The organism is Vibrio sp. Isolate24, assembly GCF_022398215.1.
In the GTDB taxonomy this organism is placed as follows: domain Bacteria; phylum Pseudomonadota; class Gammaproteobacteria; order Enterobacterales; family Vibrionaceae; genus Vibrio; species Vibrio coralliilyticus_A.
Genome location: NZ_JAKEUU010000011.1, coordinates 33823 through 59544, shown reverse-complemented (window position 1 = coordinate 59544; position 25722 = coordinate 33823). Strand labels below are relative to the sequence as shown.

Below are 25722 nucleotides of genomic sequence, written 5' to 3'. Positions count from 1 at the left end.
ATCCTTACATTAACAATCTTGAGAGTAGACCACCTAATTGACTGTTTTCGTACAGACTTATTTTTTGAGTGGCGTTATTATTCCGTTAAGATTTTTAGGTAGTAAATAAACCATGATAAGAAAGTCATTACCAGTCATTCTCCTTGCTAGCGGTTTACCTGCTTTTGCTCAGACCGTGGATTTGTCCGTTGAAGGTTTATCTGGTGAGTTGGAGACGAATGTTGACGCTTATCTGTCTTCTATCCCTGAGGAAGATTACAACACCAGCCTACGCTTTCAAGCTCGCCTTGAAAAGAGCCTCACCGAAGCCCTCAATGCGCTTGGTTATTACCACCCAGATTTTTCTTTTCGTGTGGAAGACGAGGGAAGTGAATTGGTGGTGGTCATCACTCCTGGTTCTCCTGTACTGATTAAAGAAGTGGATATACAGCTAACGGGCGAAGCTAGTGATGATCGTTCATTTAAGGCTCTGATTCGTAAAAGCGGTATTCATGAAGGGGAAGTTCTTAACCACAGTTTGTATGACGGTCTCAAATCTGGTATTCGCAACCTCGCTTTGCAAAAAGGCTACTTCGAAGGTGACTACACCATGAGTCGACTGGAGGTATCTCCTGATTTGAATGAAGCGTTCATACGTTTACATTTCGATAGTGGGATTCGTTATGCCTTTGGTGAGAAGATCATTTCTGGCAGCCAAATTGAAGAAGACCGTGTTGGCTCGTTGGCACCATTCAAACAAGGTGACCCATATCAGGTTTCTCAAGTAGGTGAGTTCAACCAAAACCTTTCGAATACGGATTGGTTTTCTTCGGTGTTTGTGGAGCCCGATTTATCCATGCTTGGAAAAGGTCGGGAACTACCAGTGAAAGTGTCTCTGGCACCACAGGCTAAGAACAAAATTGAAACGGGCTTAGGCTACTCCACAGATGTTGGAGTAAAAGGCTCTTTAAAATGGAAAAAGCCTTGGGTAAATGCCCGAGGGCACAGCTTTGACAGCAGCTTCTCACTTTCTGGGCCAGAACAAACGATTACTGCCGGTTACCGAATTCCACTTGAAGATGCACTCAATGAGTATTATCAAGTCAGCTACGGTATGAAAAATGTCGACAACCGTAACACCAAAAGCTTGGAATCGAACTTGGCTGTTGAGCGTCATTGGCTATTAGATAATGGCTGGCACAGGACTTTATTTGTACGTTACTTGCTGGAAAATTATGAGCAGGGCTTACAAGATGACTCAGGGCAGTTTGTGTTACCTGGGGTGACGTTCAGCCGGAGTCGTATTCGTGGTGGAGCGATGCCTCGTTGGGGAGATAGTCAAACCATGACGTTGGAGTTTGGCGATGATAGCTTGCTGTCTGAGACTAGAGTGATTCGGCTTCAAGCAGGAACCACATGGATTCGAAGTTTAGGGCGTAATCATCGTGGCCTTTTGCGCTTAGACGGCGGTGCTAACTTCGCGGATGAGTTTGATAAGTTATCGCCATCACTGCGTTTCTTTGCCGGTGGTGATAACAATTTACGTGGTTATGGTTACGAGTCTATCTCTCCTCAAGATAGCAGTGGCGCATTAACGGGCGCAAAGTACATCGCCACTTCTTCTCTCGAATATCAGTATCGTTTTTATGGTAAATGGTGGGGTGCGCTTTTTTATGATTATGGTGATGCGTTCAATGACCAACCTGACTTTAAACGCGGGACCGGTTTTGGTGTCCGTTGGGCATCGCCCGTCGGTCCTATTCGTCTCGATTTTGCATGGGGGTTAGATGCGACGCCGGGTGATGAATTCAAAATCCACTTCACATTAGGGCCTGAGTTATGACCAAGGTAGTGTTTAAATGGTCTAAGTGGCTATCTATCTCTTTAATCAGCTTATTGGTGGCGATTGCCATCGCCTTAGCAGTAGTACTGTTTACAACTCCGGGTCTTAAATTAGCGCTCTGGGGTGCAGAAAAGTTTGTGCCTCAGTTGAAAGTCGAGTCCCATTCAGGAGCGATTTTCCCGCGCTTTACGCTTAATGGTGTTGTGTTTAAAGACGACTCACTTAACGTCGATGTGCAGGCTCGCTCAATCACGTTGGCAGTTAATGCTACTTGTCTGACAGAGCCCAGCGTTTGTGTCGATGAACTCGCTGTAGATGGCCTTAAATTTGAGATGCCGGAATTACCGCAGAGCAACGCAACGCCAGATGAATCTGTGGCTGAAGAAAGTGGTCTAGTGACAGCGCCGCTGCCAATTAAAGTCAAACGCGTCGCCTTAACCGACATATCTCTGGATATTCTAGGTAATCAGATCAACTGGCAGTCTTTCACGACTGGATTAACGTTTCAGGGCAATCGTCTACGAATCAACAAAACGGCGCTAGACTCCATTCGCGTCGCACTGGCGCCAAGTGAGGCCAGTGAACCAGCCCCTGCTGCAAGTCCTTCTGCGGATGCTAACACACCGATAGCCTTACCAAACATTACCTTACCGCTGCAAATTGATGTAGTGCGACTAGATGTGAATGATTTTGAGCTGCGACAACCCACTCCTGTAGTCGTGCACCATTTGGGGTTGGAGGCAAGTGCGGCCAGCTCCCAAGTTCAGGTTGATACTCTTGAGTTGGATATGCCTGAAGTCGAAGGTGTGCTGAGTACAACGGTGACCTTAGCAGATGACTATCCGTTGGATCTGGAACTGAATGCCAAAGTGAAGCAGGAGATAGCGGATGGACAGACAGTCAAACTGCATGCGACGGGAAGTGTTGCTGACTTGGAGTTAAAGGCAGACTTTGGCGGTTTAGCGAAGGCACATCTTGAAGCAGCACTGCAGCCACTGAAGGCTGAATTTCCTTTTGAACTGACTTTGAGTGATGGCGACCTTCAATGGCCGTTGAAAGGTCAAGGTGATTATTATGCCACAATACGCAACTTGCATACACAAGGCTCGCTAAGCGGCTACAGTGTTGAACTCGATTCGGCTCTGAAAGGTAAGCAATTGCCTGATGCTGACCTGACTTTGCGCGGCAACGGGGATTTGAACCAAATCGATCTTCAGTCCCTCTCTATACAAACTTTAGGTGGAGAGGTGAGTGGTACGGTGATGGCGAATTGGCAAGCTCCGATTAATTGGGCAGCGGACATATCATTGGTCGATATTCAGCCTGGCCTCCAGTGGCAGCAGGCGGAAGGGAAAATCAGCGGTCAGCTATCGACGTCAGGTTCATTAACTGAGCAAGGTGGCTGGCAGGTGGAACTACCTACTTTGGATATCGATGGTATCTTACGTGATTACCCACTTAACATTGAAGGTGCGTTGTCAGCATCAGATCGCGCTAGTAGTGGAGACATCAAACTCAGTACACCTCGCCTTGTTTTGTCCCATGGTCCTAATCACCTCATAGCTAAAGGGGATATAGACCGAGAGTTGAACATGCAGGTGGCGGTAGACTTTTTGGATATCGCTAAGTCGATCCCCGACTTGAAAGGCAGCGCACAAGGTAAGATCAAGCTGACCGGCCAATTAGATCAGCCCCAAGTTGGCATTAACCTCAAGGCGAAAGCGATAAAATGGCAGCAGGAAGTGAGTGTGCAAAGCGTGGCGCTGAAAGGGCAGATCTCTCCGTTACCTTTGCCGTCAGGAGAACTCAAACTTCAAGTCGCTAATACTCAGTATCAAGACTATTTGATCGATACTATTGCGTTGAATTTTGATGGGGAGCAGAAGCAACATACGCTGACATTGGATGTTGATTCAAATCTTGCTTCGACGAAACTTGCGATTCAAGGTGCGCTTCAAGATACGCCTGAGCTTGCATGGAAAGGGGCGTTAGAGAGCATGTCACTGACTTCGGAACAGGGAACATGGACCTTGGCGCAGCCGACACCAATAGAATTGCTGATGGATTCACAACAAGCTTTCGTTGCTGCCCATTGCTGGTTGCAATCCGGTTCTTCAGTCTGTCTCGATCAAGATTTAACGGCAGGCAAGAGTGGAGAAGCGCACTTCTCAATTAAACACTTCGATTTTGAACAGATCAAAACTTTTATCCCACAGGAAATTAATCTACAAGGCGCCGTTAACGCAGCAGCCATCGCGAAGTGGAATCCTGACACTGCACCTGAGGTGATACTTGATGTGGAGATGCCAAAAGGCTCGTTGGCTCAGACTAACAAGCAACCTGTAAAGCTAGGTTGGGAGTCATTCAAGCTCAATGCTCACCTAGTAGACAATAAGCTACAGGCGGATTGGCTATTGGATGTAACGGACAATGGTGACATTTCAGGGGAAGTTAGGATCCCTGATGTGTTAGCAAAAGACAAACTGCTCGACGGTAAGCTGGGTTTAACGACGTTTAACGTGGATTTTCTTGCTCCACTGCTTGGGGGCTACAGCAAGATGAAATCCAATATTCAGACAGAATTAACCTTCTCAGGCCCAATGATGCAACCTCGCGTTAATGGCCAGTTTGTGGTCGATGATATTTTGCTTAAAGGTGAGATTACGCCGGTCGAAATTGATTCGGGTAAGCTGGTGGTTAATTTCTCTGGCTATGATGCGACCTTAGCCGCAGCGATTAATACCCCGGATGGCAAGTTGGAAATCGCGGGTGATGCTGACTGGCAAGATCTTGAAGATTGGCAGACCAATGTGCGTGTTTTTGCTGAAGAGCTATTGGTGGATGTGCCGCCGATGGTAAAAATCAAAGTTGTGCCGGATATGACGATTTCCGCTTCACCTCAACAAGCTCGTATCGATGGTGATATTTCTTTGCCTTGGGGGCGAATTGTGGTTGAAGAGTTACCACCAAGCGCGATCGGGGTGTCTAAAGATCAAGTGCTCTTGAATGAGCAGTTACAACCCGAAGATGAAACGACAAGTGTTCCATTCAGTATTCAAACCAATGTCAACATCAATATTGGTGATGATTTCAAGCTGTCCGCTTTTGGCTTGGAAGGCGGGTTATCGGGTAATCTCAATGTTGCACAACGCGATCAGGGACCATTTGTGACCGGTGAAGTGAACATTGTGGATGGTTCTTATCGATCTTTTGGTCAAGACTTGTTGATCAAACAAGGGAAGATTCTCATGAATGGTCCAGTGGATCAGCCTTATGTGCAAATTACCGCCATACGTAACCCTGATAACACTCAGGATGAGGTGACGGCAGGAGTGCGAGTTACAGGCCCAGCTGACGAACCGACCGTCACTATCTTCTCTGAACCCGCTATGCCACAAGCTAATGCGCTATCTTATTTGTTACGTGGTCAGAATATAGACGGGGAGTCTGGAGGAAACTCTATGACGACGACTTTGATTGGGTTGAGTCTAGCGCAAAGTGGTCACGTGGTTGGAGAAATCGGAGAAGCCTTTGGTGTTCAGGATCTTCAGTTGGATACCGCAGGATCTGGTGATGATTCTCAAGTGACCGTGAGTGGCTATGTGCTACCGGGCCTACAAGTCAAATACGGTGTTGGTATTTTTGACTCTGTGGGTGAGTTTACGGTGCGCTATCGTTTGATGCAGGATTTGTACGTTGAGGCTGTGTCAGGTCTGGATAGTGCTGTCGATCTACTGTATCAGTTTGAGTTTAATTAATCGGAAAGTTAGGTGGCAGGATGCAGCATTTACTCTTTGTGTATGGAACCCTACGTCAAGGGGAGAGCAACCACGATTATCTGATCGGAACCCAATGCTTGGGGCATTTTGAAACACTTCCTAACTACGCGTTATACGATCTTGGACCGTATCCGGCAGTGATTGAAGGTCATAACTCAATACTGGGTGAAGTGTACCTGGTTGATGATGAGACATTGGCCAAGGTAGATAAGCTGGAAGATGTGCCAGTCGAGTATCGCCGTGAGCAGATTGAGACTCCTTTTGGTGAAGCTTGGATATACTTGTATCAAGACAGCAGTAAGCTCGATACCATTATTTCATCAGGTGATTGGTGCCAGAGGGTATGAGTTCATGCAATGTGCAACCAGGAGAATGACAATGATTATTAGAGTTTTACTATTAGCAAGTTTTCTTGTTGGATGTGCCGTTCCGCTCCCTTCGTCCACTTCAGAAGGCGACTGGCTAAGTTATGGTGAACAACGGGCACTAAGTGGATACAAAGTTCAATCAAAACATGAGCTTTCACAAAATCATGTTTTGTCTCAGGAACTTTATTCTGTCTATCTCAGAGGTTACGAAACAGGGAAAACCGCATATTGTCAGCAAAACCCTTATGCATTAGGGTCACGAAAGCAATCTTATTTTGGAATATGTGACGATGTGGATAAGTTCTTTCGAATGAAATTTGAGGCAGGTAGAAGCTTAGCAGACTCTCGTTCACGTAGTTAAAAAAGAGCCAGCATTGCTGGCTCTTTTTTATTATTTCTGTGCGCGTTCGTAAGACTCAAGAATCTCTTTACGAGCTGACTCTACGTCTTCCCAACCGTCGACTTTTACCCACTTGCCAGACTCAAGCTCTTTGTAACGTTCAAAGAAATGCGTGATCTGCGCTTTTAGTAGCTCAGGCAGGTCGTTTACGTCTTGGATGTGATCGTATTCTTTTGACAGCTTAGTGTGTGGTACCGCCACTACTTTTGCATCTTCACCAGACTCATCGGTCATCTTTAGAACACCGACTGGACGGCAGCGGATCACTGAACCAGGCATCAGAGGATGTGGTGTTGGAACCAGAACGTCTACCGGATCACCGTCTAGAGACAGAGTGTGGTTTACGTAACCATAGTTACATGGGTAGAACATAGGTGCAGACATAAAGCGGTCGACGAACACAGCACCTGAATCTTTGTCTACTTCATATTTGATTGGATCAGCGTTAGCTGGGATTTCAATCACGACATAGAGGTCATCAGGAAGAGACTTACCTGCTGGTACGTTGTTTAAACTCATTAAGAAAGTTCCTTTTTTAGTTTGTACCTCAATGAGGCACACGGGCTGAATATAAGACCGGAATACCTTACTGCTAAACTCGGTTTTATGTAAACCAACTAAGGCGAGATTTTGCTCAAGAAAATGTGAAAAAGGCGCTCGAAAGCGCCTTTATATTTAATCTTCAGGGTGTTGCTCTAAGAACTCTTCCACTTTTTTGACCATGTTTTTTGAGCCAACAAAGAAAGGCACACGTTGGTGCAGTTCGGTTGGTTTGAGGTCCATGATACGAGTTTTACCATCAGACGCTACACCGCCAGCTTGCTCAATGATATAAGCCATTGGGTTGCATTCGTATAGCAAACGCAGCTTACCGTTTGGATGGCTTTGTGTACTTGGGTAGAGGTAGATACCGCCTTTAAGCAGGTTGCGATGGAAATCCGCAACCAGTGAACCGATATAGCGTGACGTGTAAGGACGTTGCTCGCTCGGCTCATTTTCCTGGCAGTATTTGATGTACTTCTTCACACCCATAGGGAAGCGGATGTAGTTACCCTCGTTGATTGAGTAAATCGTACCATCTTGAGGAATCATCATGTTTTCATGAGACAAGCAGAATGTGCCCAGAGATGGATCGTAGGTAAAGCCATTCACGCCTTTACCAGTTGTGTACACCAACATCGTTGAAGAGCCGTAAATGACGTAACCTGCAGCGACCTGCTTGTGGCCTGGTTGAAGGAAGTCTTCTTCTGTTGGTGGGGTGCCGATAGGCGACACGCGACGGTAAATTGAGAAGATGGTGCCAACTGACACGTTAACATCGATGTTTGAAGACCCATCTAGCGGATCCATCAGAACCACGTATTTCGCGTTTTTGTTCAGCTCTTTATTGAACGCAACAGCTTCGTCTTCTTCTTCACTGGCAACACCACAAACCTGATCACGGGCTTCTAGCGCTGCTTTAAACTTTTCATTCGCGTAAACATCCAGCTTTTGCTGGTCTTCACCCTGTACGTTCTCAGTACCGACTGCACCGGTAATGTCACCAAGACCAGCTGCGTTGATTTCGCGGTTAACGATTTTTGCAGCAAGTCGGATAGAAGAAAGTAGGGATGATAGATCACCGCTAGCGTGGGGGAAGTCCGCTTGTTTCTCAACAATGAACTCGCCAAGGGTGCGCATTCCAGACATGATTTTTCCTTTAAGTCGCTTCAATATAGGGGGATTGGCGTTGATGACCTCTGACGGATCTTAGATTTCGCCTACGCTCTAGTCTAAGAGTTAGATCTTTTTATTGGTAATGAACTAACTGACTGAGATCTCGTTTTATTTGTCGACCTAATTAAGGTTTTCATCGCCCTATTTGATGCAATCCTATAACGAGAACGAGCATAACACGTAATCATTTGCGCTCGTGTGACGTAAAAACAGTGAGCAAAGTAGTTCGCTTTTCTGCGTATAATCGCCATAATGTCAGCTCAGTTTTCGCCTTGGAGAAGGTTGTTTATGCATATTCATATCTTGGGAATTTGTGGCACATTTATGGGAGGTGCTGCAATTTTAGCTCGTCAATTAGGTCACAAAGTGACGGGCAGTGACGCCAACGTTTATCCACCAATGAGTACATTGCTGGAGTCTCAAGGTATTGAAATCATTGAAGGCTTTAACCCTTCTCAGCTTGACCCAGCACCTGATCTGGTTGTGATCGGAAATGCGATGAGTCGAGGCAACCCCTGTGTCGAGCACGTACTCAACAGTAACCTGAGATACACCTCAGGCCCACAGTGGCTGCAGGAGTTTCTTCTCCATGACCGCTGGGTGTTGGCTGTCTCAGGAACCCATGGTAAAACCACAACTTCCAGCATGCTGGCGTGGATTTTGGAAGACTGTGGCTATCAACCTGGCTTCCTTGTTGGTGGGGTGCTGGGCAACTTTGGGGTTTCAGCACGTTTGGGCGAAAGTATGTTTTTTGTCGTTGAAGCCGACGAATACGACAGTGCTTTTTTCGATAAGCGTTCTAAGTTCGTGCATTACCATCCTCGCACGTTAGTCATGAACAATTTGGAGTTTGATCATGCGGATATCTTCGATGATCTGGAAGCGATCAAGCGCCAATTCCATCACTTAGTCAGAACCGTGCCGGGGAATGGTCGAATCCTTGCCCCGCAAGGCGATTCAGCAATTGCCGATGTATTACAGCGTGGCTGCTGGAGCGAAACGGAGTTCAGCGGCGAACAAGGTGACTGGCTAGCGGAGAAACAAGTCGCCGATGGTTCAATATTCACAGTTTTTTTCCAAGGTGAAGCCGTCGGTACTGTGAAGTGGGATCTGGTGGGCGATCATAACGTCGATAACGCCTTGATGGCCATCGCCGCGGCTCGTCACGTGGGTGTTACTCCGGATTTAGCCTGCCAGTCGCTGGCGAAATTCATCAATACCAAACGTCGACTTGAGCTAAAAGGTGAGGTGAATCAGGTTACGGTTTACGATGACTTCGCTCATCACCCTACGGCGATTGAACTTACTCTGGGTGGATTGCGTAATAAGGTTGGCCAACAACGTATTCTTGCAGTACTTGAACCTCGTAGTGCGACGATGAAACGTGGTGTGCACAAAGAAACATTGGCTGCGTCCCTTGCTCAGGCTGACGTGGTCTTCCTTTATCAACCAGATAATATTGAATGGTCTGTCGAGGACATTGCCCAGCAATGTCAGCAGTCGGCTTATGCGTCAGACAGTGTTGATGCGTTAGTCCAGATGATGGCAGAACAGGCTCAACCGGGCGATCAAATTCTGGTGATGAGCAATGGTGGGTTTGAAGGTATCCACGATAAAATTCTGGCGAAACTTGCCGAATAGATGAATGTAACGGTATGAAGCAAGAGAAACACAAAGCGATAACACTCGCTTTTACAGGGGCTTCCGGTGCGCCCTATGGACTAAGACTACTTGAATGCCTGTTAGCTGCGGGCTATCAAGTGCACCTACTGATTTCTTCGGCAGCTCGGGTTGTGTTAGCGACCGAGCATAATTTGAAGCTACCTGCCAACCCTGATTTGGCTCAACAGGCGCTAGTGACGCATTTAAACTGTGATGCCGAAAAGCTGCTCGTGTACGGCAAAGACGACTGGTTCTCTCCAGTGGCTTCTGGGTCCGCAGCACCGAAACAGATGGTCGTGTGTCCTTGCTCTGCAGGCAGTGTCGCTGCCATCGCACATGGTATGTCTGATAATCTTATTGAGCGTGCGGCCGATGTGGTGATCAAAGAGCGCGGTCAGTTGCTGCTGGTCGTGCGTGAAACACCGTTCTCTACGTTGCATCTAGAGAATATGCATAAGTTGTCGCAGATGGGCGTTACCATTATGCCTGCGGCTCCGGGCTTCTACCATCAACCTAAGTCTATTGATGATCTGGTCGACTTTATGGTGGCGAGAATTCTCGATCATCTTAATGTTGAACAGGGGCTTGTCCCGCGTTGGGGATATGACCAGCGTGTATAACTCTGGCTAATTGACAACATTACGATTACAATTCAGCCGATACTCATCGGGGAGCTATTCATCGCACAGATGAAGCTGAGATTGGGCAAAGCCCAGGACCCGTGTACCTGAACCAGATAATGCTGGCGTAGGAATTGAGTCTGAACATTTGCCCTGCCAATGTTTCCTCAAACCTGTGCCGCTCAACCAAGGAGAGAGCGAGCAGTGAAAACCACTTTAAGTACCATCGCCGTTGCCACACTGACATCTTTTTCTGCATTGGCAGCAGATAACACCCTTACCGTTTATACCTACGATTCTTTTGCCGCGGATTGGGGCCCAGGCCCGAAAGTGGAAAAAGCGTTTGAAGCGCAATGTGGCTGTGATGTGAACTTTGTTGCTCTTGATGATGGCGTTTCTATTCTTAATCGCCTGCGCCTTGAAGGTGACAACAGCAAAGCGGATATCGTGTTAGGTTTAGACAATAACCTGATGGCAGAAGCGCAGAAAACGGGGCTACTAGCCGAGCACAAGGTTGATACCAAATCGGTCAATCTGCCTAATGGCTGGGAAGACAGCACTTTTGTGCCTTATGACTTCGGTTACTTTGCGTTTGTCTACAACAAAGAAAAGCTTACCAATCCACCAAAGAGTCTTAAAGAACTAGTGGAATCACGCGATGATCTGAAAGTGATTTATCAGGATCCCCGTACGTCAACGCCGGGCCAAGGCTTGATGCTATGGATGAAATCTGTCTATGGCGATGACGTCACCCCTGCATGGCAACAACTGGCGAAGAAAACCGTCACTGTCACCAAAGGTTGGTCTGAGGCTTACTCTATGTTCCTTGAAGGTGAGTCAGACATGGTGTTGTCTTACACGACCTCACCGGCGTATCACCTGATCGCAGAAAGCGACAGCAAATACGCCGCCGCTGATTTTGCCGAAGGCCATTACACTCAGGTTGAGGTGGCGGCTAAAGTAAAAGCATCGAAAAACGAAAAATTAGCCGATGAATTTATGACGTTTATCCTTAGCGACGACTTCCAGTCTTTGATGCCAACAGGCAACTGGATGTACCCAGTAACTAAAGTCGCACTGCCTGAAGGCTTTGAGACACTGACGGTACCTGAAAAAGCCTTGAGCTTTAGCGCAGAAGAAGTGGCGCAAAACCGAAAATCTTGGATACGTGAGTGGCAAAGTGCCTTAACCTTCTAAGGAGACGCTTTGCGTAGTATTCCAAAATTGGGACTCTGGGTCGCGATAGCTATCGCGGCCTTTGTTGTTTCTGCTCTCGGTGCTTTATTAGTTGCCGCCCCATCTCTGAATATCACTCAGGTTTGGTCAGACCCTTATTATTGGCATGTCACCAAGTTTAGCTTTTACCAGTCGTTCCTGTCGACTCTGCTCAGTGTTGGCTTAGCCGTCCCTGTTGCGCACGCACTATCTCGGCGCACCTTTCCCGGTAAATCTTTGCTGCTTAAGCTGTTTGCCACCACATTAGTACTGCCTGTATTGGTTGGGGTGTTTGGCTTACTGGCGATTTATGGTAATAGCGGTCTGTTGTCATCAGCTTTAGCATGGTTTGATTCTAAACTGCCATTTTCGATTTACGGTCTGAACGGTATTTTACTGGCGCATGTGTTTTTTAACCTGCCCTATGCAACGCGCTTGCTATTGCAATCATTGGAGTCTATTCCCGCTGAACAGCATAAACTGTGTACTCATCTAGGTATGGGCCATTGGTATAAATTTAAGTGGGTCGAATGGCCTCGCTTGCGTCAGCAGTTGCCGCACGTGTGTGGCTTGGTGTTTATGCTGTGTTTTACTAGTTTCGCGACGGTAATGGCACTCGGTGGTGGGCCGAAATCGACCACGATAGAACTGGCGATTTATCAAGCGATCAAATTCGATTTTGACTTGCAGGCAGGGGCATTACTGGCGATATGGCAGATGCTATTGTGTGGCATTATGGCGTTGGCAGTGCAGCGTTTGACCAAGCCTGTGGCTGTGAGCTCAGGTACACAAGGTCACAACCTTTATATGGCCAAGGATTCCATCTGGTCACGTATCTGGGATTGGAGTTGGATTGGCCTGAGTATGCTATTAGTGCTGCCACCTTTACTGATGGTGGTGCTCAGTGGCCTCAACTCAGAAGCCCTATCAGTGTTTACGGATCAACGATTTTGGCTGGCGTTATGGTCGTCACTTAAAGTGGCAACATTGGCGAGCGGTATCGCGCTCTCGGCAGGGATTGCAATAATGCTGACCAGCCGTCGATTGCGTTTGAATGCAAAAAAACGTCATGCGGATCAGATTGAGTTACTGGGAACGATCATTCTTGTCACGCCCGGTTTGGTGATATCTACTGGGTTATTCTTGCTACTGCGGTCTTTTACAGATGTGTTTAGTCTGGCGTTTTTTATTGTGGTCGCGGTGAATGCTTTGATGGGCTTGCCTTACGTGATCAAAACCTTGTCACAGCCGATGCTGCATATCGAGCAGCAATACCAATATGTATGCGCAAGTCTAGGTATGAAAGGCTGGCAGCGCTTTCGCGTTGTTGAGTGGCGAGCACTGAAAAAGCCAATGGCTCATGCTTTCGCGATCAGTTTTATGTTTGCGGTGGGAGATTTAAGTGCGATTGCCCTGTTTGGTAGTCAGGAGTTCCGCACGCTGCCGTTGTATCTTTTCCAATTGCTGGGCAGTTATCAGATGGATGCAGCAGCTGTAGTGTCAGTCACTCTGTTACTGCTCAGTGTTGGCTGTTTTGCACTGATTGAAACCCTATTTAAGGCGAACTCTAAGGTGACTTATGTTGAGCCTCAATGATGTACATTACTATTACCATCAGGATCTATTCCATTTTGATTTACATATTGAGCAGGGAAGTCTGGTCGCATTGATGGGGCCGAGTGGGGCGGGTAAATCAACGTTACTGGCCTTGGTTGCGGGCTTTATCGAACCTGAAAGCGGCAGTATCAAAGCTGGTGGATTGGAGATTGTGGGCAAAGAGCCTTACCTACGTCCTTTTGCGATGCTATTTCAGGAGCATAACCTGTTTGCCCACCTCACAGTACGCGAAAACATTGGACTGGGCCTGCACCCTGGGTTGAAGCTCAACTCTGAGCAAGCCAGTGAAGTGGAACACGCAGCAATGCAGGTCGGTATTGCGGAATATTTGGATCGGTTACCTGAGCAATTGTCGGGTGGGCAGCGTCAGCGTGTCGCATTGGCTCGTTGCTTTGTTCAGCCTCATCCTATTTGGTTACTTGATGAACCTTTCTCGGCGCTTGATCCGGTATTACGAGAAGAAATGCTCGGGCTAGTTAAGCAATTAGCCGCAGAGCGCAATATTACCGTGGTGATGGTGACTCATCATATCAGTGACGCTAAAGCTATTGCTTCGCATTTTGCCTTTGTTGACCAAGGAAAAGTGGCGGTTGCGGATAAGATAGAACATTTGTCTCAGCAGAACGCCCATCCAGCTCTGAGCGGCTTTGTCAAAGCTGGTGAGTCATCGTTGGCTAACTTAGGGTTGAATTCAATCTAATTGCTTTTCGCTGTCGGCTTTTAGTGCATCAATATCTGGCGCAATATACTGTACGTGTGAGAAATCTCGTTCAGGAAATAGATATTGGGCTTCTCTGCGAATTTGCTCGGCACGTTCGCTGTCGCCTAAGCCTTGGTAAGCAAGGATTAAGTTGTTATAAAACGCCGGCCTTGGCTTGTCTTTAATAATCTGAAGTGACCAGTCAATGTAGGGCTGGATGAACTTTGCTTCCTGACGATAAAGGCCAATATTGAGATAGGTGCTATAAATGTCCCAATCGTATCTGTCTTTCCAAACGATTGGATTAGTCACTTCATTGAGCAAGTCTGGGTCTTTAGGCGTTGATGTTTCAAACTTCGTCAACACATAGTTGGTATGTAGGGCTGTCTGCATATAGAAGCTGACTAGGATGGGTACGATTAAGCTCATCACTCGAAAGAGTGTTTTACTGACAATGCTAATGGATGCGAGACGGTATGAGCCAGCACGTTGATCTATCCAAAAGAGCAAAACCACAAAAGTAATCCAGTGGATGGCTGAATGGTAAAAAGGGTACTCCAATTGGCTATGCAGAACGATAGGGACAAATAAAGCGAACATAGCTAAGCGAGTACCTTTTTTCGCGTTGTATATCCGAAGTAACACCATCACGGCAGCAAGCATGATGGCTAAAACAGGCAATAACCCCCCTTCAACTCCCCAATAGAGCAGTTCATTATGTGGGTGATCCATCGCAGCCAAACCTGGATGATAGCTAGGGTTTAGCTGATGCTGGCGGGCCGTGTAGACAATATATTCAGGCTCAAATCGTCCGTAGCCATAACCTGTGAAGGGTTTCTCGACTAGCATATCCAGAGTTTGTGGGAAGGTGTACTGTCGGGGGCCTTCCAGATTCGCGCGCTGCGTGGCAAGAGAGTCTCCAGCCGACAGGAGATTAATACTGCTACCTATAGATAAACCTAGGCAGATGGCGGCTAGCCATCCCCAAAAGCGCTTTTTTGTGGCAAATCGGTATAAGTAAGGTAACAGCAACATGACAGCAAGCAAGGCGCCTAACCAGCCGGTGCGAGAAGCAATCAGTATCAAAAGTGGAACTGTCACAACAGGCATGACGTAGAGTAGTAGCACTTCACTGAGTTGGCGGTGATATTTTTTGGGGTGTCGAGTGAGTAGGTATCCGGAAAGAACTAGGCCTGTTGCGAGAAAACTCGCCATGACGTTCGGCTGTTGAAAAATACCATAGGGGCGATTTTGGGCGGTATCGTAGCCAAATAGATTATTAGGCTGAAGAACGAAGTATTGTACCCAACCAAATAGGGCTTGAATGAAAACCGCGATGGTAATAAACCACAGTAAACGCTGTTTTTGTTTGTTACTGAAACGAAATTGTTGCAGCACGAAAAAGAGGGTAAAACCTGCCCAAAGGCCGATAAGCTTGCCTTGAGATAAAGAAAAGTCTGATTTGGGGTAGAGCACAGGTATGGTTAGTAGTACACAACAAATGAAGAGCCCTATGGTCAGTTTGTTGTATCGCAGTATCCCTTGTGTCCCTGCTTGATATAATCCTAACGCGAGAGAAAGGCTGACAGCAATCCAAGTGGTCGCATTAAAAGACAATGCCAGCCCAGATCCTCCGGGGTTAGGCATAAAAATGTGCATTGCGAGCAGAAACACTATTGCAATAGAAACAAGAAATGGCCTGGTGAGTGGAAGTTTAGGCGCTTGAGGCTCTAAGCTTGTCCCTGCTAAATGGGTAGTTGCCATCGATGATTATGTCCTTAAAAGAAAACAGACCAAATTCTGGTCTGTTTAATTTACTACTTTTCGTTATTTTAACATAGGCTTGAGGAACCTTGCGGTATGAGAACCTGTGACCTTAGCGACCTCTTCAGGTGTGCCTTGGGCAATGATTTCACCGCCACCTTGCCCGCCTTCTGGACCTAGATCCACAATCCAGTCTGAGGTTTTAATCACATCAAGGTTATGCTCAATAACAACCACAGTATTGCCGTGATCTCGTAGACGATGCAGTACAGTTAACAGTTGCTGAATATCATGGAAGTGTAAGCCCGTTGTGGGTTCATCTAAGATATAGAGTGTTTTGCCTGTATCGCGCTTTGACAACTCTCGAGCTAGCTTAACACGTTGTGCTTCACCACCGGATAAGGTCGTTGCCGCCTGACCTAGTCGGATGTATGACAGACCGACATCCATCAGAGTTTGCAACTTACGGGCAATAACAGGCACAGGGTCGAAAAATTCGCGAGCATCTTCAACCGTCATTCCGAGTACTTCATCAATCGTCTTGCCTTTGTAATGAACTTCCAGCGTTTCGCGGTTATAGCGTTTTCCTTTACATACGTCACAAGGTACATAGACATCAGGCAGGAAATGCATTTCTACTTTGATTACACCATCACCTTGACAGGCTTCACAGCGACCACCGCGTACGTTGAAGCTGAAGCGACCTGGTTTATAGCCTCGAGATCTTGCTTCCTGAGTGCCGGCAAATAATTCACGAATCGGGGTAAAGATCCCCGTATAAGTTGCAGGGTTGGAGCGTGGTGTGCGTCCAATCGGGCTTTGATCGATGTCGATGACCTTATCAAAGTGCTCTAGCCCTTTTATTTTTTGGTAAGGTGATGGGGTCGCAGTCGTTGCACCGTTGAGTTGAGTGTGGGCAATTTTAAAGAAAGTATCGTTAATCAAAGTCGACTTACCTGATCCCGAAACGCCAGTCACACAGGTAAACAAGCCAACTGGAATCGTTAATGTGACATCTTTAAGGTTGTTGCCTGTTGCACCGAATAACTCGACCACTTTTTTATTATTTATAGGAGTGCGTTGTTTAGGCACTTCAATTTTTTTCGCACCACTAAGGTACTGACCCGTTAGAGACTCTGGAGTGGCGACAATCTCTTCCATGGTGCCTTCTGCGACTACATTACCACCATGAACCCCGGCGCCGGGGCCAATATCGATCACATGATCCGCCATTCTAATTGCATCTTCATCGTGTTCAACGACCAAGACGGTATTGCCCAAATCACGTAGATGGGTCAGGGTATTCAAGAGTCGTTCGTTGTCGCGTTGGTGTAGCCCGATGGAGGGTTCATCCAGCACGTACATGACTCCGACTAACCCTGCACCAATCTGGCTGGCGAGTCGAATCCGTTGTGCTTCACCACCGGATAAAGTTTCGGCACTACGGGAAAGGTTGAGGTAGTTGAGGCCAACGTTTACTAGGAATTGGAGACGATCATTGATCTCCTTCATCACTTTCTCTGCGATTTGAGCCTTTTGGCCTTTTAGCTCTAGTGAAGCAAAGAAACCGAGCGCATCGGCAATGCTTAACTCAACAATCTCGGGCAATGTTGTATCGCCAATAAACACATTACGGGCTTCAAGACGAAGACGGCTGCCTTCACAGCTAGAGCAGGTACGAGTCGAGATATATTTTGCCAAGTCCTCACGGACCGCATTTGACTCTGTATCTCGATAACGACGTTCTAAAGTGTTCAGTATCCCTTCAAATGGGTGACGTTTCACACGAATATCACCGCGATCATTGATGTATTTAAACTCAACCTCAGTTCGCCCCGAGCCATTCAGCACTACATCACGAATTTTCTTCGGTAAGGACTTAAAAGGTGCTTTAAGATCGAAATCAAAATGCTCAGCTAAGGAAGAGAGCATTTGGAAGTAATAGTAGTTCTTTTGATCCCACCCCCTAATGGCTCCTTCTGCCAAGCTTAAGGAGTCATCAAGAATAACTCTCGCGGGATCAAAGTATTGTTGCACACCAAGGCCATCACAGGTGTGGCACGCCCCCGCTGGATTATTGAATGAGAAAAGCCTTGGCTCTAACTCTTGCATACTGTAACCACAGTGCGGACAAGCAAAGTTAGCAGAAAACACCACTTCTTCACCATTACCGTCCATAGGCGCAACCACTGCAATACCGCCAGAAAGTTCCAGTGTGGTTTCAAAGGACTCTGCCAGCCTCTGTTGTAGGTCATCGCGCACTTTAAAGCGATCTACGACCACTTCGATGGTGTGTTTCTTGTGCAGTTCTAAGGTCGGAGGATCCGATAAATCGCAGGTTTCACCATCGATACGAGCACGGATAAAACCTTGCGCTGCGAGGTTTTCTAGTGTTTTTACATGCTCCCCTTTACGCTCTTTAACGATGGGAGCCAGTAGCATCATTTTAGAGCCTGCTGGCAGTTCCAATACTTTATCGACCATCTGTGAGATGGTTTGGGCGGTGAGTGGAACCTTATGTTCTGGGCAGCGGGGCTCACCGACTCGTGCATAGAGTAAACGTAAATAGTCGTAGACTTCAGTAATGGTACCGACGGTTGAGCGAGGATTGTGTGATGTTGATTTTTGTTCAATGGAGATGGCAGGGGATAGACCTTCGATATGGTCAACATCTGGCTTTTCCATTAAAGATAAAAATTGACGAGCGTAAGCGGATAGTGACTCAACATAGCGCCGCTGACCTTCCGCATATAAAGTATCAAAGGCAAGTGATGACTTACCTGAACCTGATAATCCAGTAATGACGATGAGTTTATCTCGGGGGATAGTCAGATTGACATTTTTTAAGTTATGGGTGCGTGCGCCGCGAACTTCGATCTTATCCATTGCTCTCGCTCAATGTAAAAACAAGTGGGCTAAGTATTACATAGAGTGATAAATGTTCAAAGAAAATACTGTATGAAAAAACAGTAATAAAAAGGCTACTCACAGAGCAGCCTTTGAAAACAGAGAAATAAACCATTAGGCTTCTTTGGTTGTACTTTGTTTACCCAACTCAGATTTCTTGCTGTCTTTAAGGTAAAGGTTCTCAAAACAGTAGTTAGTGGCTTCGATGTAACCTTCAACGCTACCGCAGTCAAAACGTTGGCCTTTGAATTTGTAGGCCAGTACACAGCCTGCTTTAGCCTGTTTCAGAAGGGCATCTGTAATCTGAATTTCACCGCCTTTGCCTGGCTCGGTATTTTCGATCAGCTCGAAGATATCTGGAGTCAGGATATAGCGACCAATGATAGCGAGGTTACTTGGGGCGGTACCAGGTTCTGGCTTTTCAACCATGTCATCAACGCGATAGATATCGTCTTTGATCATTTCACCTGAAATTACACCGTACTTATGTGTTTCATCAGCAGGCACTTCTTGTACGGCAACAATTGAGCAGCGGAACTGTTTAAACAGTGCCACCATTTGCGCCAGCACACCTTCTTGTTCGTTGACGCAAAGGTCATCCGCCAGAACTACAGCGAAAGGTTCATCACCGATGAGTTCACGCCCAGTCAGAATTGCATGGCCCAACCCTTTCATCTCACGTTGCCGGATGTAGGTGAAGTTAGCACTTTCGATGATATCGCGGATATCGACTAAGAGCTCTTCTTTGTTCGTCCCACTGATTTGGTGTTCCAATTCGTAGTTTTTATCAAAGTGATCCATGATCGAGTGTTTACCACGACCTGTGACAATACACATACCATTCATTCCGGCTTGAATCGCTTCCTCTACACCGTATTCAATCAATGGCTTGTTAACGACAGGCATCATTTCTTTAGGCATGGATTTGGTCGCTGGGAGAAAGCGAGTTCCATAGCCTGCTGCCGGGAAAAGGCACTTTTTGATCATGTTAAAACCCTATATCTGTATTTCGTCTTTTATATAGCTGGCGCAACCATATCACTTTTTGCATGAATGAATAATGACTATAGAAGCGAAAACGTGAGTTTTTGCACATTGGATTATATTTAAGACATCATATGTTGATTGGCCCAAGCGATGGCTTGCACTCTATTCTTGACCGAGAGCTTTTTAAAGATTTGGTATAAATGAGACTTCACCGTGAACTCACTGATAAACAGGTCTTCGGCAATCTGCATATTTGATGCGCCAGTTTTTAAACAGCGAAGAATTTGGATCTCGCGGGCTGTTAAATCGACTGTCGCGGGTGCGGTCTGGCTTAATACTACATGGCGGTAATAGTGCAGTAGCTGAGCGGCGACCTTACGTGGCAGCCAGTTTTGGCTGTTAATGACTTCACCACATCCTTTGGCGACTGCTTCAATAGACTCTTCTTGGTAAAATAAGGCTTTGAGGTTGCCAAAACGTAATAGTTCTTCTGTAGTCAGTCTTTTCTCGACATTAAAAATGATCGTCTCAAACATTTTATTCGACAGAGGGAGGTCGCGAATCTGGTTGTTAAGCTTTTGATAATTGTTGTGATCTATCATTAGGATCTTATGTTTATGTTGTTGCATGGCAAGCATGAGTTCATTGGGCTCAATACGTGGAATGTCGATACTGAGTAGCTTTTCTACTTGATGGATAAGGTGATGGGGTTTCGATGTATCTTCACAAAGAAAGTAGATAGTTCGGGCGTAAATGTTTTTGGCCATAAGGTTCTTCATTCGGTTTAATTGAGGTGTTGGCAGAGTGAATGAGAAATTTGACCAGTGCGAATCAAGTTTACAGGATTGCGTTCAATTTCATATTGATAAGTAATCATTAAATCTATCAATCGAACAATAGATTGAATTTACTCGAAAATAGATGTGCCCTGAGTTGGGCTGATGACTTTGTGAGCTCATGGTGTGGATTGCAATTTGTTCGAAGGCTAAAGCGTGTTATCCTAGTGCGCTATTTTTAAGGTTAATAGAGAATTTAGACGGAGCGAATCATGGCGAGCCGTGGAGTAAATAAAGTTATCATTATGGGTAACCTAGGGCAGGATCCTGAAGTTAAGTACACTGCGAACGGTAGTGCCGTGGCGAACATTACCGTTGCAACTTCTGAATCTTGGCGAGACAAAAATACGGGCGAGCAGCGTGAAAAAACGGAATGGCACCGTATTGTGCTCTTTGGTAAGACCGCTGAAGTCGCGGGTGAGTACCTACGTAAAGGCTCGCAAGTCTACATTGAAGGCCAACTTCAAACGCGTAAATGGCAAGACCAAAATGGTCAAGACCGTTACACAACTGAAGTCGTTGTTCAATGGCCAGCTGGTCAAATGCAATTGCTTGGTGGTCGTCCGCAGGGGGGAGCATCAGGTCAGCCAATGGGTCAACCTCAGCAGCAAGGTGGTTGGGGACAGCCTCAACAGCCAGCGATGCAGCAAAGCCAACCTGCTCAGCAGCAATACTCTCAGCCGCAACAGCAGCCGAGTCAAAGCCAGCCACAATACAATGAACCTCCAATGGATTTTGATGACGATATCCCATTCTAGATCATTGAATCCTGAAAAAAGCCGCGAATTTCGCGGCTTTTTTATATAGTTAGAAAAACAGACTCATCAGTTAGTGGTCTTTTTTATCACATAGTTAACTGACCGCCAGCGCTATCGCGACCTTATTTTGAGAAAAGGAATTCTTTATCTATGAGGTACACACCTACTTTAAAATTGAGCACTCGCCTAGTTGCGTTTGTCACCGTTATAGTGACCAGTGCGATGTTCATCCTATTTTTAGGTGGTACCCTATCTTTTAAGCGACTTGGGCAAGAGTATTTAGATCATTCTCTGCAAGGTATCGTTGAAGTATTGGATAAGGAAATGGAAGATCCTGACGCGGCTTATTCACTCCAGCGTTGGATGCCCAAAATGCTTCAAGCCTCTAATATTGTTGAAATGGAGCTCCTGTCAGATAACGGTGTGATATACCGTTATAAAGATACTTCTTCGAAAGTCGATACCACTTTGCTGTATGACACTGAATATCAGCTGGAGCGCAATATTGGCTATCGCCTTCATTTTAAAGCTGTCCCCCCATACATAGGCTACGGTTATTCTCTTGAAGCTCTGTGGTCGATCACATTGGCCGTGGCCTTGATTATCTTTTGCTTAATGCGTGGGGTTAAGTGGTTGAAAGAACAGCTTGCAGGTTCTGAGTTATTGGAGGAGCGGGGCAGAATGATTCTTGCCGGACGTGTGGAAGAATACGCGAAAGGGGACATGAAAGAGTGGCCCTATACAGCCAGTGAAGCATTAGACTGCTTAATTGAAGAGCTACAAGATGCACGTCAAGAAAGAAGTCGCTTTGATACATTTATTCGTACCCAAACCTTCCTTGATCCATTAACTGGTGCGGCTAACCGTGTCCTGTTTGACAGTAAATTGGAAGCGGCTTTGTCTGAGCATGGTTCACATGGCGGTGTTTTGCTGCTGCGTATTGACGATTGGGAGCAATTGCAGGAAGAATCTGGCAAGCAGGTCGCTGATGAGTTTGTTGTCGATATTGGTGATAGCTTAAATAATATTATTCAACGTTACCCTGATGTGATTCTTTCTCGTTATTACGAGTCTGATTTTGCCATTTTTGCCCCTCATTTAAGCAGTAAAGAGGTGTCACAAATAGCGATAAATAGCTTAAAGCAATTGACTAAATTATCACCTCCCTCTCCTTTGGATAAAGAAAACTGGGTGCATATTGGTGTCAGTATGTACAGGGAAGGAGAGAGCCAAGGACGTATTTTAGATGAAGCTGAAACCGCTCTTAAAAGTGCCCAATTACAACGTGTAAATACTTGGAATAAGTTTAATAAATTGGTCACGCATGATGATGAGCGAGGTAGTGTGCGTTGGCGTACTCTATTCGATTTAGTGCTTAAGCCGGACCAGCTTTATATTTTCTATCAACCTTGTTATTTACTGGACTCACATAAAGACAGAATCTTTGAGCATTCAGAGCTATTTGTCCGTATCAATGATCCTGATAAGGGATTGATAAAAGCATCGCGATTTAATTCTGCAATAGAATCTGTGGGTTATGAGTCCGTTTTGGATCGCGCTGTTTTTTCGGCAGTCGCTCAGTTTTTGAAAGTGTCAAAGAAAAGAATATGTTACTCTGTCAATATTCACGTAGTACCTTTTGCTGATCGTGATTACTTGAAGTGGTTTCGATATGAGCTACTACAATTAACATCAGAACAACGCAAGTCGCTGATTTTTGAATTTGCGGAAGCGAGACTAGTCAAACATCTCGATTATATGCGTCCAGTGATCAAAATGATTTCTGGATTGGGTTGTCGAGTTACTGTTGGGCAGGCAGGTCGCTCTATAGTAAGTACTCATTATTTAAAAGATCTGCCCATTGATTTTTTGAAGCTGCATAGAAGTCTAGTGAAACAAATAGATCAGCGAGATGAAAACCAGTTATTTGTACGTAGCTTGCTAGGAGCTTGTGAAGGGCTTAAAACTCAAGTTATTGCCGTGGGTGTCGACAATAAACAAGAGTATAAAACAATGCTGGCTTTAGGAGTACAAGGGGTGCAAGGACGTTATTTTCAGTCTGAGCAACAGCTATTACCTAAAGTTGAAACTGAAAAGAAAGTCATGACGACCAGTAAAGTGCAAATTGGTCGTCGCAACCGGTGGCGAAAAGTTAGCAGTAAATGAATATCCAATCCTTGATCGGAAAGTTTAGTCATAATAAACGAGTTGGTTTAAACCTGACCGTTGTTGTCCAACCCGGCGAGTTGTATTTTTCAGCATTAGCTGAGGGAAAACTGCCATCTAAAGTGATGGTGGAAGGCAACTCTTGGCAAGAAACACTGCTTAAAACCTTGGTGCGGTCCAAGTTAACGGATCTTCATCTTGATATTGTTCTGAACTCTAAATTCTACCAAACCTATCAAATCGATAAACCCAACATTCCAGATGCAGAGTTGGTAAGCGCACTCCCGTTTTTACTTAAAGACCTGATCAGTGAAAAAGTAACGGACATCGTTGCTGATGCGGTGCACCTTCCAGTGGGCAATAAACTTCAAGTCTATGTTGCCCCTAAAAGTCTGATTGTCGGCCTGCAACAAAGCCTGTCTGCTCATCATATTCAGCTAAACCGAGTCTTAGTTGAAGATGAGGTATGGGGGATATCCGCGGGCGAGTTATCAAGCTTTTTACTTTTACAGCGCAGTAAGCAAAGTAGCTTTCGAGTCAGTGCTTTTGTTGACCATCACTGTGCTTTCCAAAGAACGATTCGTGGGGTAGCTTCTCCGTTGACTGGGGTGGCGACCAGCATTCTCCAGCTTGATGGAATCGCTTTGGAGTTACAGCGTTCGATTGATTACCTCTCTTCGCAATTGCGTGGAGCTTCTCTCCACAAAATGAAAGTCTGTTGTGATGAAGAAGACCAGCAAGAGTTGGTTGAAGCATTGAGTGAACGCTTGAGTGTCAAAGTCGCTGGGTTAAGTGAGGATGAGCGTGAATCAGGGGATATTCTGATTGAGTATGCTGATCAACTCAGTGAAAGTGCGGTGAATCTTTTCCCTGATTCTCTTAAGCCCAAAAAAGAAAACTTTACGCTCACCAATGTTGTTTTGGCTTGGGGGGCGGTAACGACAGTGTTACTCAGCGCTTTTGCTTATCTTTACGTTCAACAAATTCAGCTTGAGCAAGAGCTCGAAGACCACAGGGCACAGCAAGTGAAGCTTGAGCAACAACTTTCAGGCTTGAATCAGCGTCTTGCAAAACATAAGCCCTCAGCCGCTAAAATCGCTGCTGTTGCCCGGTTGAAGCTTGAGATTCAAGCGAAACGCGCGTCATTAAAAGCCGTCAATGAGTTTGATCAATCCCAGCAAATTGGATATTCAGGAGTCATGCGCGCATTGGCAGAGCTGGGAAGACAAGACATTTCACTGAGCCATATTTTTATCGATTCCAATACCATGGATTTACAAGGGCTTGCGCGTGAGGCTAAAGCCATTCCGAATTGGGTCAATCAATTTAAGTCCGAAGTGAACCTTGTCGGACGTACATTTGAAAAGCTTAAAATTGGTCGTAACGATGATGATATTGTGACGTTTGAACTCATCACTAAGCAGGAGCCCAAGTAATGCAGCAATTTTGGCTCCAACTCAATGATAAATTTAATACTTTAAGTCGACGAGAAAAGTGGTTACTAACCCTTTGTGGCATCGTGATTATTAGCCTGACTTTGTTGGTTTGGCTCGTTGAACCTATCTTGAAAGCCAACCAGTCCTTATCTGGGCAAGTCAGCTCATCTAAGCAGAATGTGCAGCGCTTAGAAGCGGATATTTTGTTGGTAACCGCTAAACTTAAGCGAGACCCTAATCAGAAGATTGATTTGGAATACAAGAAGCTGCTGACAGAGAGTCAGCAATTATCACAGCAGTTAGCAGAGATAATAGAAAACCTGATTTCTCCTAGTCAGATGGCTCGTTTATTAGAAGATGTCTTAACAGGTACACAAGGGCTAAAACTGGTGTCACTTGAATCAATGACCGCAGAACCCATTACAGGTGGCGTCGATAACCAAACTCGGACTGGATATTATCTACATCCGGTCAAAATAGAACTAACTGGCAGCTATTTTTCGATTCTGACTTATCTCAACACACTAGAGTCTTTGCCTGTTAAGTACTATTGGAGAAGCTTCAGCTATACCGTAGAGGAATACCCGACAGCACGTTTAATACTTGAAGTGTATACACTGGGTACAAGACAGGAGTTTATCGGTGGTTAGATGCATTATGGTAATTTTGATGGCTTACTCATCGATACTCCTCGCTTCGCAGGACCCGACAGCCCCATTGGGTTGGCAAAAGCCACAAGAGGCTAAGCCTGCCTCTAAGATAACTGACCAACCCGTTCCGATGCTGCAAAGTATCGTTTGCCGAGAGATTGCACAATGTCAGGCCGTTCTGAACAATCAAGTGGCATTAGTAGGAGAAACGGTTAATGGTTACACCGTGAGTTACATTGGGCCGGAGCTTGTTACGCTAGTCAAAGCGGGCAAGCAGTGGAAGTTAGAGCTATTTACTCTGGATATAAAACAGTAAGGT

20 protein-coding genes and 1 riboswitch are annotated in these 25722 nt (G+C 45.9%); of the genes, 14 read left to right on the top strand and 6 right to left on the bottom strand.

Features of this window, described 5'->3' with window-relative positions:
- Positions 1 to 112: 112 nt before the first annotated feature.
- From L1D23_RS21020 to L1D23_RS21005, 4 genes are read left to right on the top strand one after another with little or no spacing between them, the layout of a single operon-like run.
- Positions 113 to 1822 carry an autotransporter assembly complex family protein gene (locus tag L1D23_RS21020; RefSeq protein WP_239871390.1) on the top strand — a complete coding sequence of 570 codons (1710 nt, stop codon included), beginning with the start codon at positions 113 to 115 and terminating at the stop codon, positions 1820 to 1822.
- Complete coding sequence (locus tag L1D23_RS21015) at positions 1819 to 5580, top strand: translocation/assembly module TamB domain-containing protein (protein ID WP_239871387.1); 3762 nt, start codon at positions 1819 to 1821, stop codon at positions 5578 to 5580. The genes L1D23_RS21020 and L1D23_RS21015 overlap by 4 nt, the downstream gene beginning before the upstream one ends.
- A gap of 20 nt (positions 5581 to 5600) precedes the next feature.
- On the top strand, positions 5601 to 5948 hold the full coding sequence (locus tag L1D23_RS21010) for a gamma-glutamylcyclotransferase (protein WP_239871384.1): 348 nt from the start codon (positions 5601 to 5603) through the stop codon (positions 5946 to 5948).
- A 31-nt stretch (positions 5949 to 5979) separates the two neighbouring features.
- Complete coding sequence (locus tag L1D23_RS21005; protein ID WP_239871382.1) at positions 5980 to 6330, top strand: DUF2799 domain-containing protein; 351 nt, start codon at positions 5980 to 5982, stop codon at positions 6328 to 6330.
- A 30-nt stretch (positions 6331 to 6360) separates the two neighbouring features.
- On the opposite strand, the gene ppa is transcribed toward L1D23_RS21005, so the two are convergent.
- Together ppa and fbp are read right to left on the bottom strand one after the other, a co-directional pair.
- Positions 6361 to 6888 carry an inorganic diphosphatase gene (ppa, locus tag L1D23_RS21000; RefSeq protein WP_038509400.1) on the bottom strand — a complete coding sequence of 176 codons (528 nt, stop codon included), beginning with the start codon at positions 6886 to 6888 and terminating at the stop codon, positions 6361 to 6363.
- Positions 6889 to 7044: 156 nt separating this feature from the next.
- The gene (fbp, locus tag L1D23_RS20995) at positions 7045 to 8058 is read right to left on the bottom strand and encodes a class 1 fructose-bisphosphatase (protein WP_239871379.1); all 1014 of its coding nucleotides are present in this window, start codon (positions 8056 to 8058) and stop codon (positions 7045 to 7047) included.
- A 315-nt stretch (positions 8059 to 8373) separates the two neighbouring features.
- Between fbp and mpl the strand changes: the two genes are divergently transcribed.
- The 5 genes from mpl to thiQ all read left to right on the top strand — a co-directional run bounded on the left by mpl (position 8374) and on the right by thiQ (position 13899).
- Positions 8374 to 9726, top strand: coding sequence for a UDP-N-acetylmuramate:L-alanyl-gamma-D-glutamyl-meso-diaminopimelate ligase (gene mpl / locus L1D23_RS20990; protein WP_239871376.1), 1353 nt, complete (start codon positions 8374 to 8376; stop codon positions 9724 to 9726).
- 14 nt (positions 9727 to 9740) lie between these two features.
- On the top strand, positions 9741 to 10367 hold the full coding sequence (locus tag L1D23_RS20985; RefSeq protein WP_239871373.1) for a flavin prenyltransferase UbiX: 627 nt from the start codon (positions 9741 to 9743) through the stop codon (positions 10365 to 10367).
- A 37-nt stretch (positions 10368 to 10404) separates the two neighbouring features.
- Positions 10405 to 10518, top strand: a riboswitch (TPP riboswitch).
- Positions 10519 to 10571: 53 nt separating this feature from the next.
- On the top strand, positions 10572 to 11564 hold the full coding sequence (gene thiB, locus L1D23_RS20980) for a thiamine ABC transporter substrate binding subunit (RefSeq protein ID WP_239871370.1): 993 nt from the start codon (positions 10572 to 10574) through the stop codon (positions 11562 to 11564).
- Positions 11565 to 11573: 9 nt separating this feature from the next.
- Positions 11574 to 13178, top strand: coding sequence for a thiamine/thiamine pyrophosphate ABC transporter permease ThiP (gene thiP, locus L1D23_RS20975; protein ID WP_239871367.1), 1605 nt, complete (start codon positions 11574 to 11576; stop codon positions 13176 to 13178).
- On the top strand, positions 13162 to 13899 hold the full coding sequence (thiQ, locus tag L1D23_RS20970; protein WP_239871363.1) for a thiamine ABC transporter ATP-binding protein: 738 nt from the start codon (positions 13162 to 13164) through the stop codon (positions 13897 to 13899). The genes thiP and thiQ overlap by 17 nt, the downstream gene beginning before the upstream one ends.
- Here thiQ and L1D23_RS20965 read toward each other — a convergent pair.
- The 4 genes from L1D23_RS20965 to L1D23_RS20950 form a co-directional block, all read right to left on the bottom strand.
- Positions 13891 to 15663: a PglL family O-oligosaccharyltransferase gene (locus tag L1D23_RS20965; protein WP_239871360.1), complete on the bottom strand. Its 1773-nt coding sequence runs from the start codon at positions 15661 to 15663 to the stop codon at positions 13891 to 13893. The genes thiQ and L1D23_RS20965 overlap by 9 nt on opposite strands.
- Positions 15664 to 15726: 63 nt before the next feature.
- Positions 15727 to 18549 (bottom strand): excinuclease ABC subunit UvrA, encoded by a 2823-nt coding sequence (uvrA, locus tag L1D23_RS20960; RefSeq protein ID WP_239871357.1) that lies wholly within the window; start codon positions 18547 to 18549, stop codon positions 15727 to 15729.
- A gap of 135 nt (positions 18550 to 18684) precedes the next feature.
- Positions 18685 to 19557: a UTP--glucose-1-phosphate uridylyltransferase GalU gene (gene galU, locus L1D23_RS20955; RefSeq protein WP_239835103.1), complete on the bottom strand. Its 873-nt coding sequence runs from the start codon at positions 19555 to 19557 to the stop codon at positions 18685 to 18687.
- 119 nt (positions 19558 to 19676) lie between these two features.
- Positions 19677 to 20324: a LuxR C-terminal-related transcriptional regulator gene (locus L1D23_RS20950; RefSeq protein ID WP_239871354.1), complete on the bottom strand. Its 648-nt coding sequence runs from the start codon at positions 20322 to 20324 to the stop codon at positions 19677 to 19679.
- A 281-nt stretch (positions 20325 to 20605) separates the two neighbouring features.
- Here L1D23_RS20950 and L1D23_RS20945 point away from each other — a divergent pair, with 281 nt between their 5' ends.
- From L1D23_RS20945 to L1D23_RS20925, 5 genes are all read left to right on the top strand, one after another.
- Positions 20606 to 21151: a single-stranded DNA-binding protein gene (locus L1D23_RS20945; RefSeq protein ID WP_239835105.1), complete on the top strand. Its 546-nt coding sequence runs from the start codon at positions 20606 to 20608 to the stop codon at positions 21149 to 21151.
- Positions 21152 to 21301: 150 nt separating this feature from the next.
- Positions 21302 to 23317, top strand: a complete 2016-nt coding sequence (csrD, locus tag L1D23_RS20940) for an RNase E specificity factor CsrD (RefSeq protein WP_239871351.1) — start codon at positions 21302 to 21304, stop codon at positions 23315 to 23317.
- Complete coding sequence (locus tag L1D23_RS20935; protein WP_239871349.1) at positions 23314 to 24753, top strand: MSHA biogenesis protein MshI; 1440 nt, start codon at positions 23314 to 23316, stop codon at positions 24751 to 24753. The genes csrD and L1D23_RS20935 overlap by 4 nt, the downstream gene beginning before the upstream one ends.
- Positions 24753 to 25403, top strand: a complete 651-nt coding sequence (gene gspM / locus L1D23_RS20930) for a type II secretion system protein GspM (RefSeq protein WP_239871344.1) — start codon at positions 24753 to 24755, stop codon at positions 25401 to 25403. Before L1D23_RS20935 ends, gspM begins: the two co-directional genes overlap by 1 nt.
- A gap of 19 nt (positions 25404 to 25422) precedes the next feature.
- Positions 25423 to 25719 (top strand): MSHA biogenesis protein MshK, encoded by a 297-nt coding sequence (locus tag L1D23_RS20925; protein WP_239835109.1) that lies wholly within the window; start codon positions 25423 to 25425, stop codon positions 25717 to 25719.
- The last annotated feature ends 3 nt before the right edge of the window (positions 25720 to 25722 follow it).

What these genes read in the sequence shown, in the direction of transcription:
- L1D23_RS21020 (WP_239871390.1), top strand. Translation starts at nt 113, where the DNA reads ATGATAAGAAAGTCATTACCAGTCATTCTCCTTGCTAGCGGTTTACCT.
- L1D23_RS21015 (WP_239871387.1), top strand. Translation starts at nt 1,819, where the DNA reads ATGACCAAGGTAGTGTTTAAATGGTCTAAGTGGCTATCTATCTCTTTA.
- L1D23_RS21010 (WP_239871384.1), top strand. Translation starts at nt 5,601, where the DNA reads ATGCAGCATTTACTCTTTGTGTATGGAACCCTACGTCAAGGGGAGAGC.
- L1D23_RS21005 (WP_239871382.1), top strand. Translation starts at nt 5,980, where the DNA reads ATGATTATTAGAGTTTTACTATTAGCAAGTTTTCTTGTTGGATGTGCC.
- ppa (WP_038509400.1), bottom strand. Translation starts at nt 6,888, where the DNA reads ATGAGTTTAAACAACGTACCAGCAGGTAAGTCTCTTCCTGATGACCTC.
- fbp (WP_239871379.1), bottom strand. Translation starts at nt 8,058, where the DNA reads ATGTCTGGAATGCGCACCCTTGGCGAGTTCATTGTTGAGAAACAAGCG.
- mpl (WP_239871376.1), top strand. Translation starts at nt 8,374, where the DNA reads ATGCATATTCATATCTTGGGAATTTGTGGCACATTTATGGGAGGTGCT.
- L1D23_RS20985 (WP_239871373.1), top strand. Translation starts at nt 9,741, where the DNA reads ATGAAGCAAGAGAAACACAAAGCGATAACACTCGCTTTTACAGGGGCT.
- thiQ (WP_239871363.1), top strand. Translation starts at nt 13,162, where the DNA reads ATGTTGAGCCTCAATGATGTACATTACTATTACCATCAGGATCTATTC.
- L1D23_RS20965 (WP_239871360.1), bottom strand. Translation starts at nt 15,663, where the DNA reads ATGGCAACTACCCATTTAGCAGGGACAAGCTTAGAGCCTCAAGCGCCT.
- uvrA (WP_239871357.1), bottom strand. Translation starts at nt 18,549, where the DNA reads ATGGATAAGATCGAAGTTCGCGGCGCACGCACCCATAACTTAAAAAAT.
- galU (WP_239835103.1), bottom strand. Translation starts at nt 19,557, where the DNA reads ATGATCAAAAAGTGCCTTTTCCCGGCAGCAGGCTATGGAACTCGCTTT.
- L1D23_RS20950 (WP_239871354.1), bottom strand. Translation starts at nt 20,324, where the DNA reads ATGGCCAAAAACATTTACGCCCGAACTATCTACTTTCTTTGTGAAGAT.
- L1D23_RS20945 (WP_239835105.1), top strand. Translation starts at nt 20,606, where the DNA reads ATGGCGAGCCGTGGAGTAAATAAAGTTATCATTATGGGTAACCTAGGG.
- csrD (WP_239871351.1), top strand. Translation starts at nt 21,302, where the DNA reads ATGAGGTACACACCTACTTTAAAATTGAGCACTCGCCTAGTTGCGTTT.
- L1D23_RS20935 (WP_239871349.1), top strand. Translation starts at nt 23,314, where the DNA reads ATGAATATCCAATCCTTGATCGGAAAGTTTAGTCATAATAAACGAGTT.
- gspM (WP_239871344.1), top strand. Translation starts at nt 24,753, where the DNA reads ATGCAGCAATTTTGGCTCCAACTCAATGATAAATTTAATACTTTAAGT.
- L1D23_RS20925 (WP_239835109.1), top strand. Translation starts at nt 25,423, where the DNA reads ATGGCTTACTCATCGATACTCCTCGCTTCGCAGGACCCGACAGCCCCA.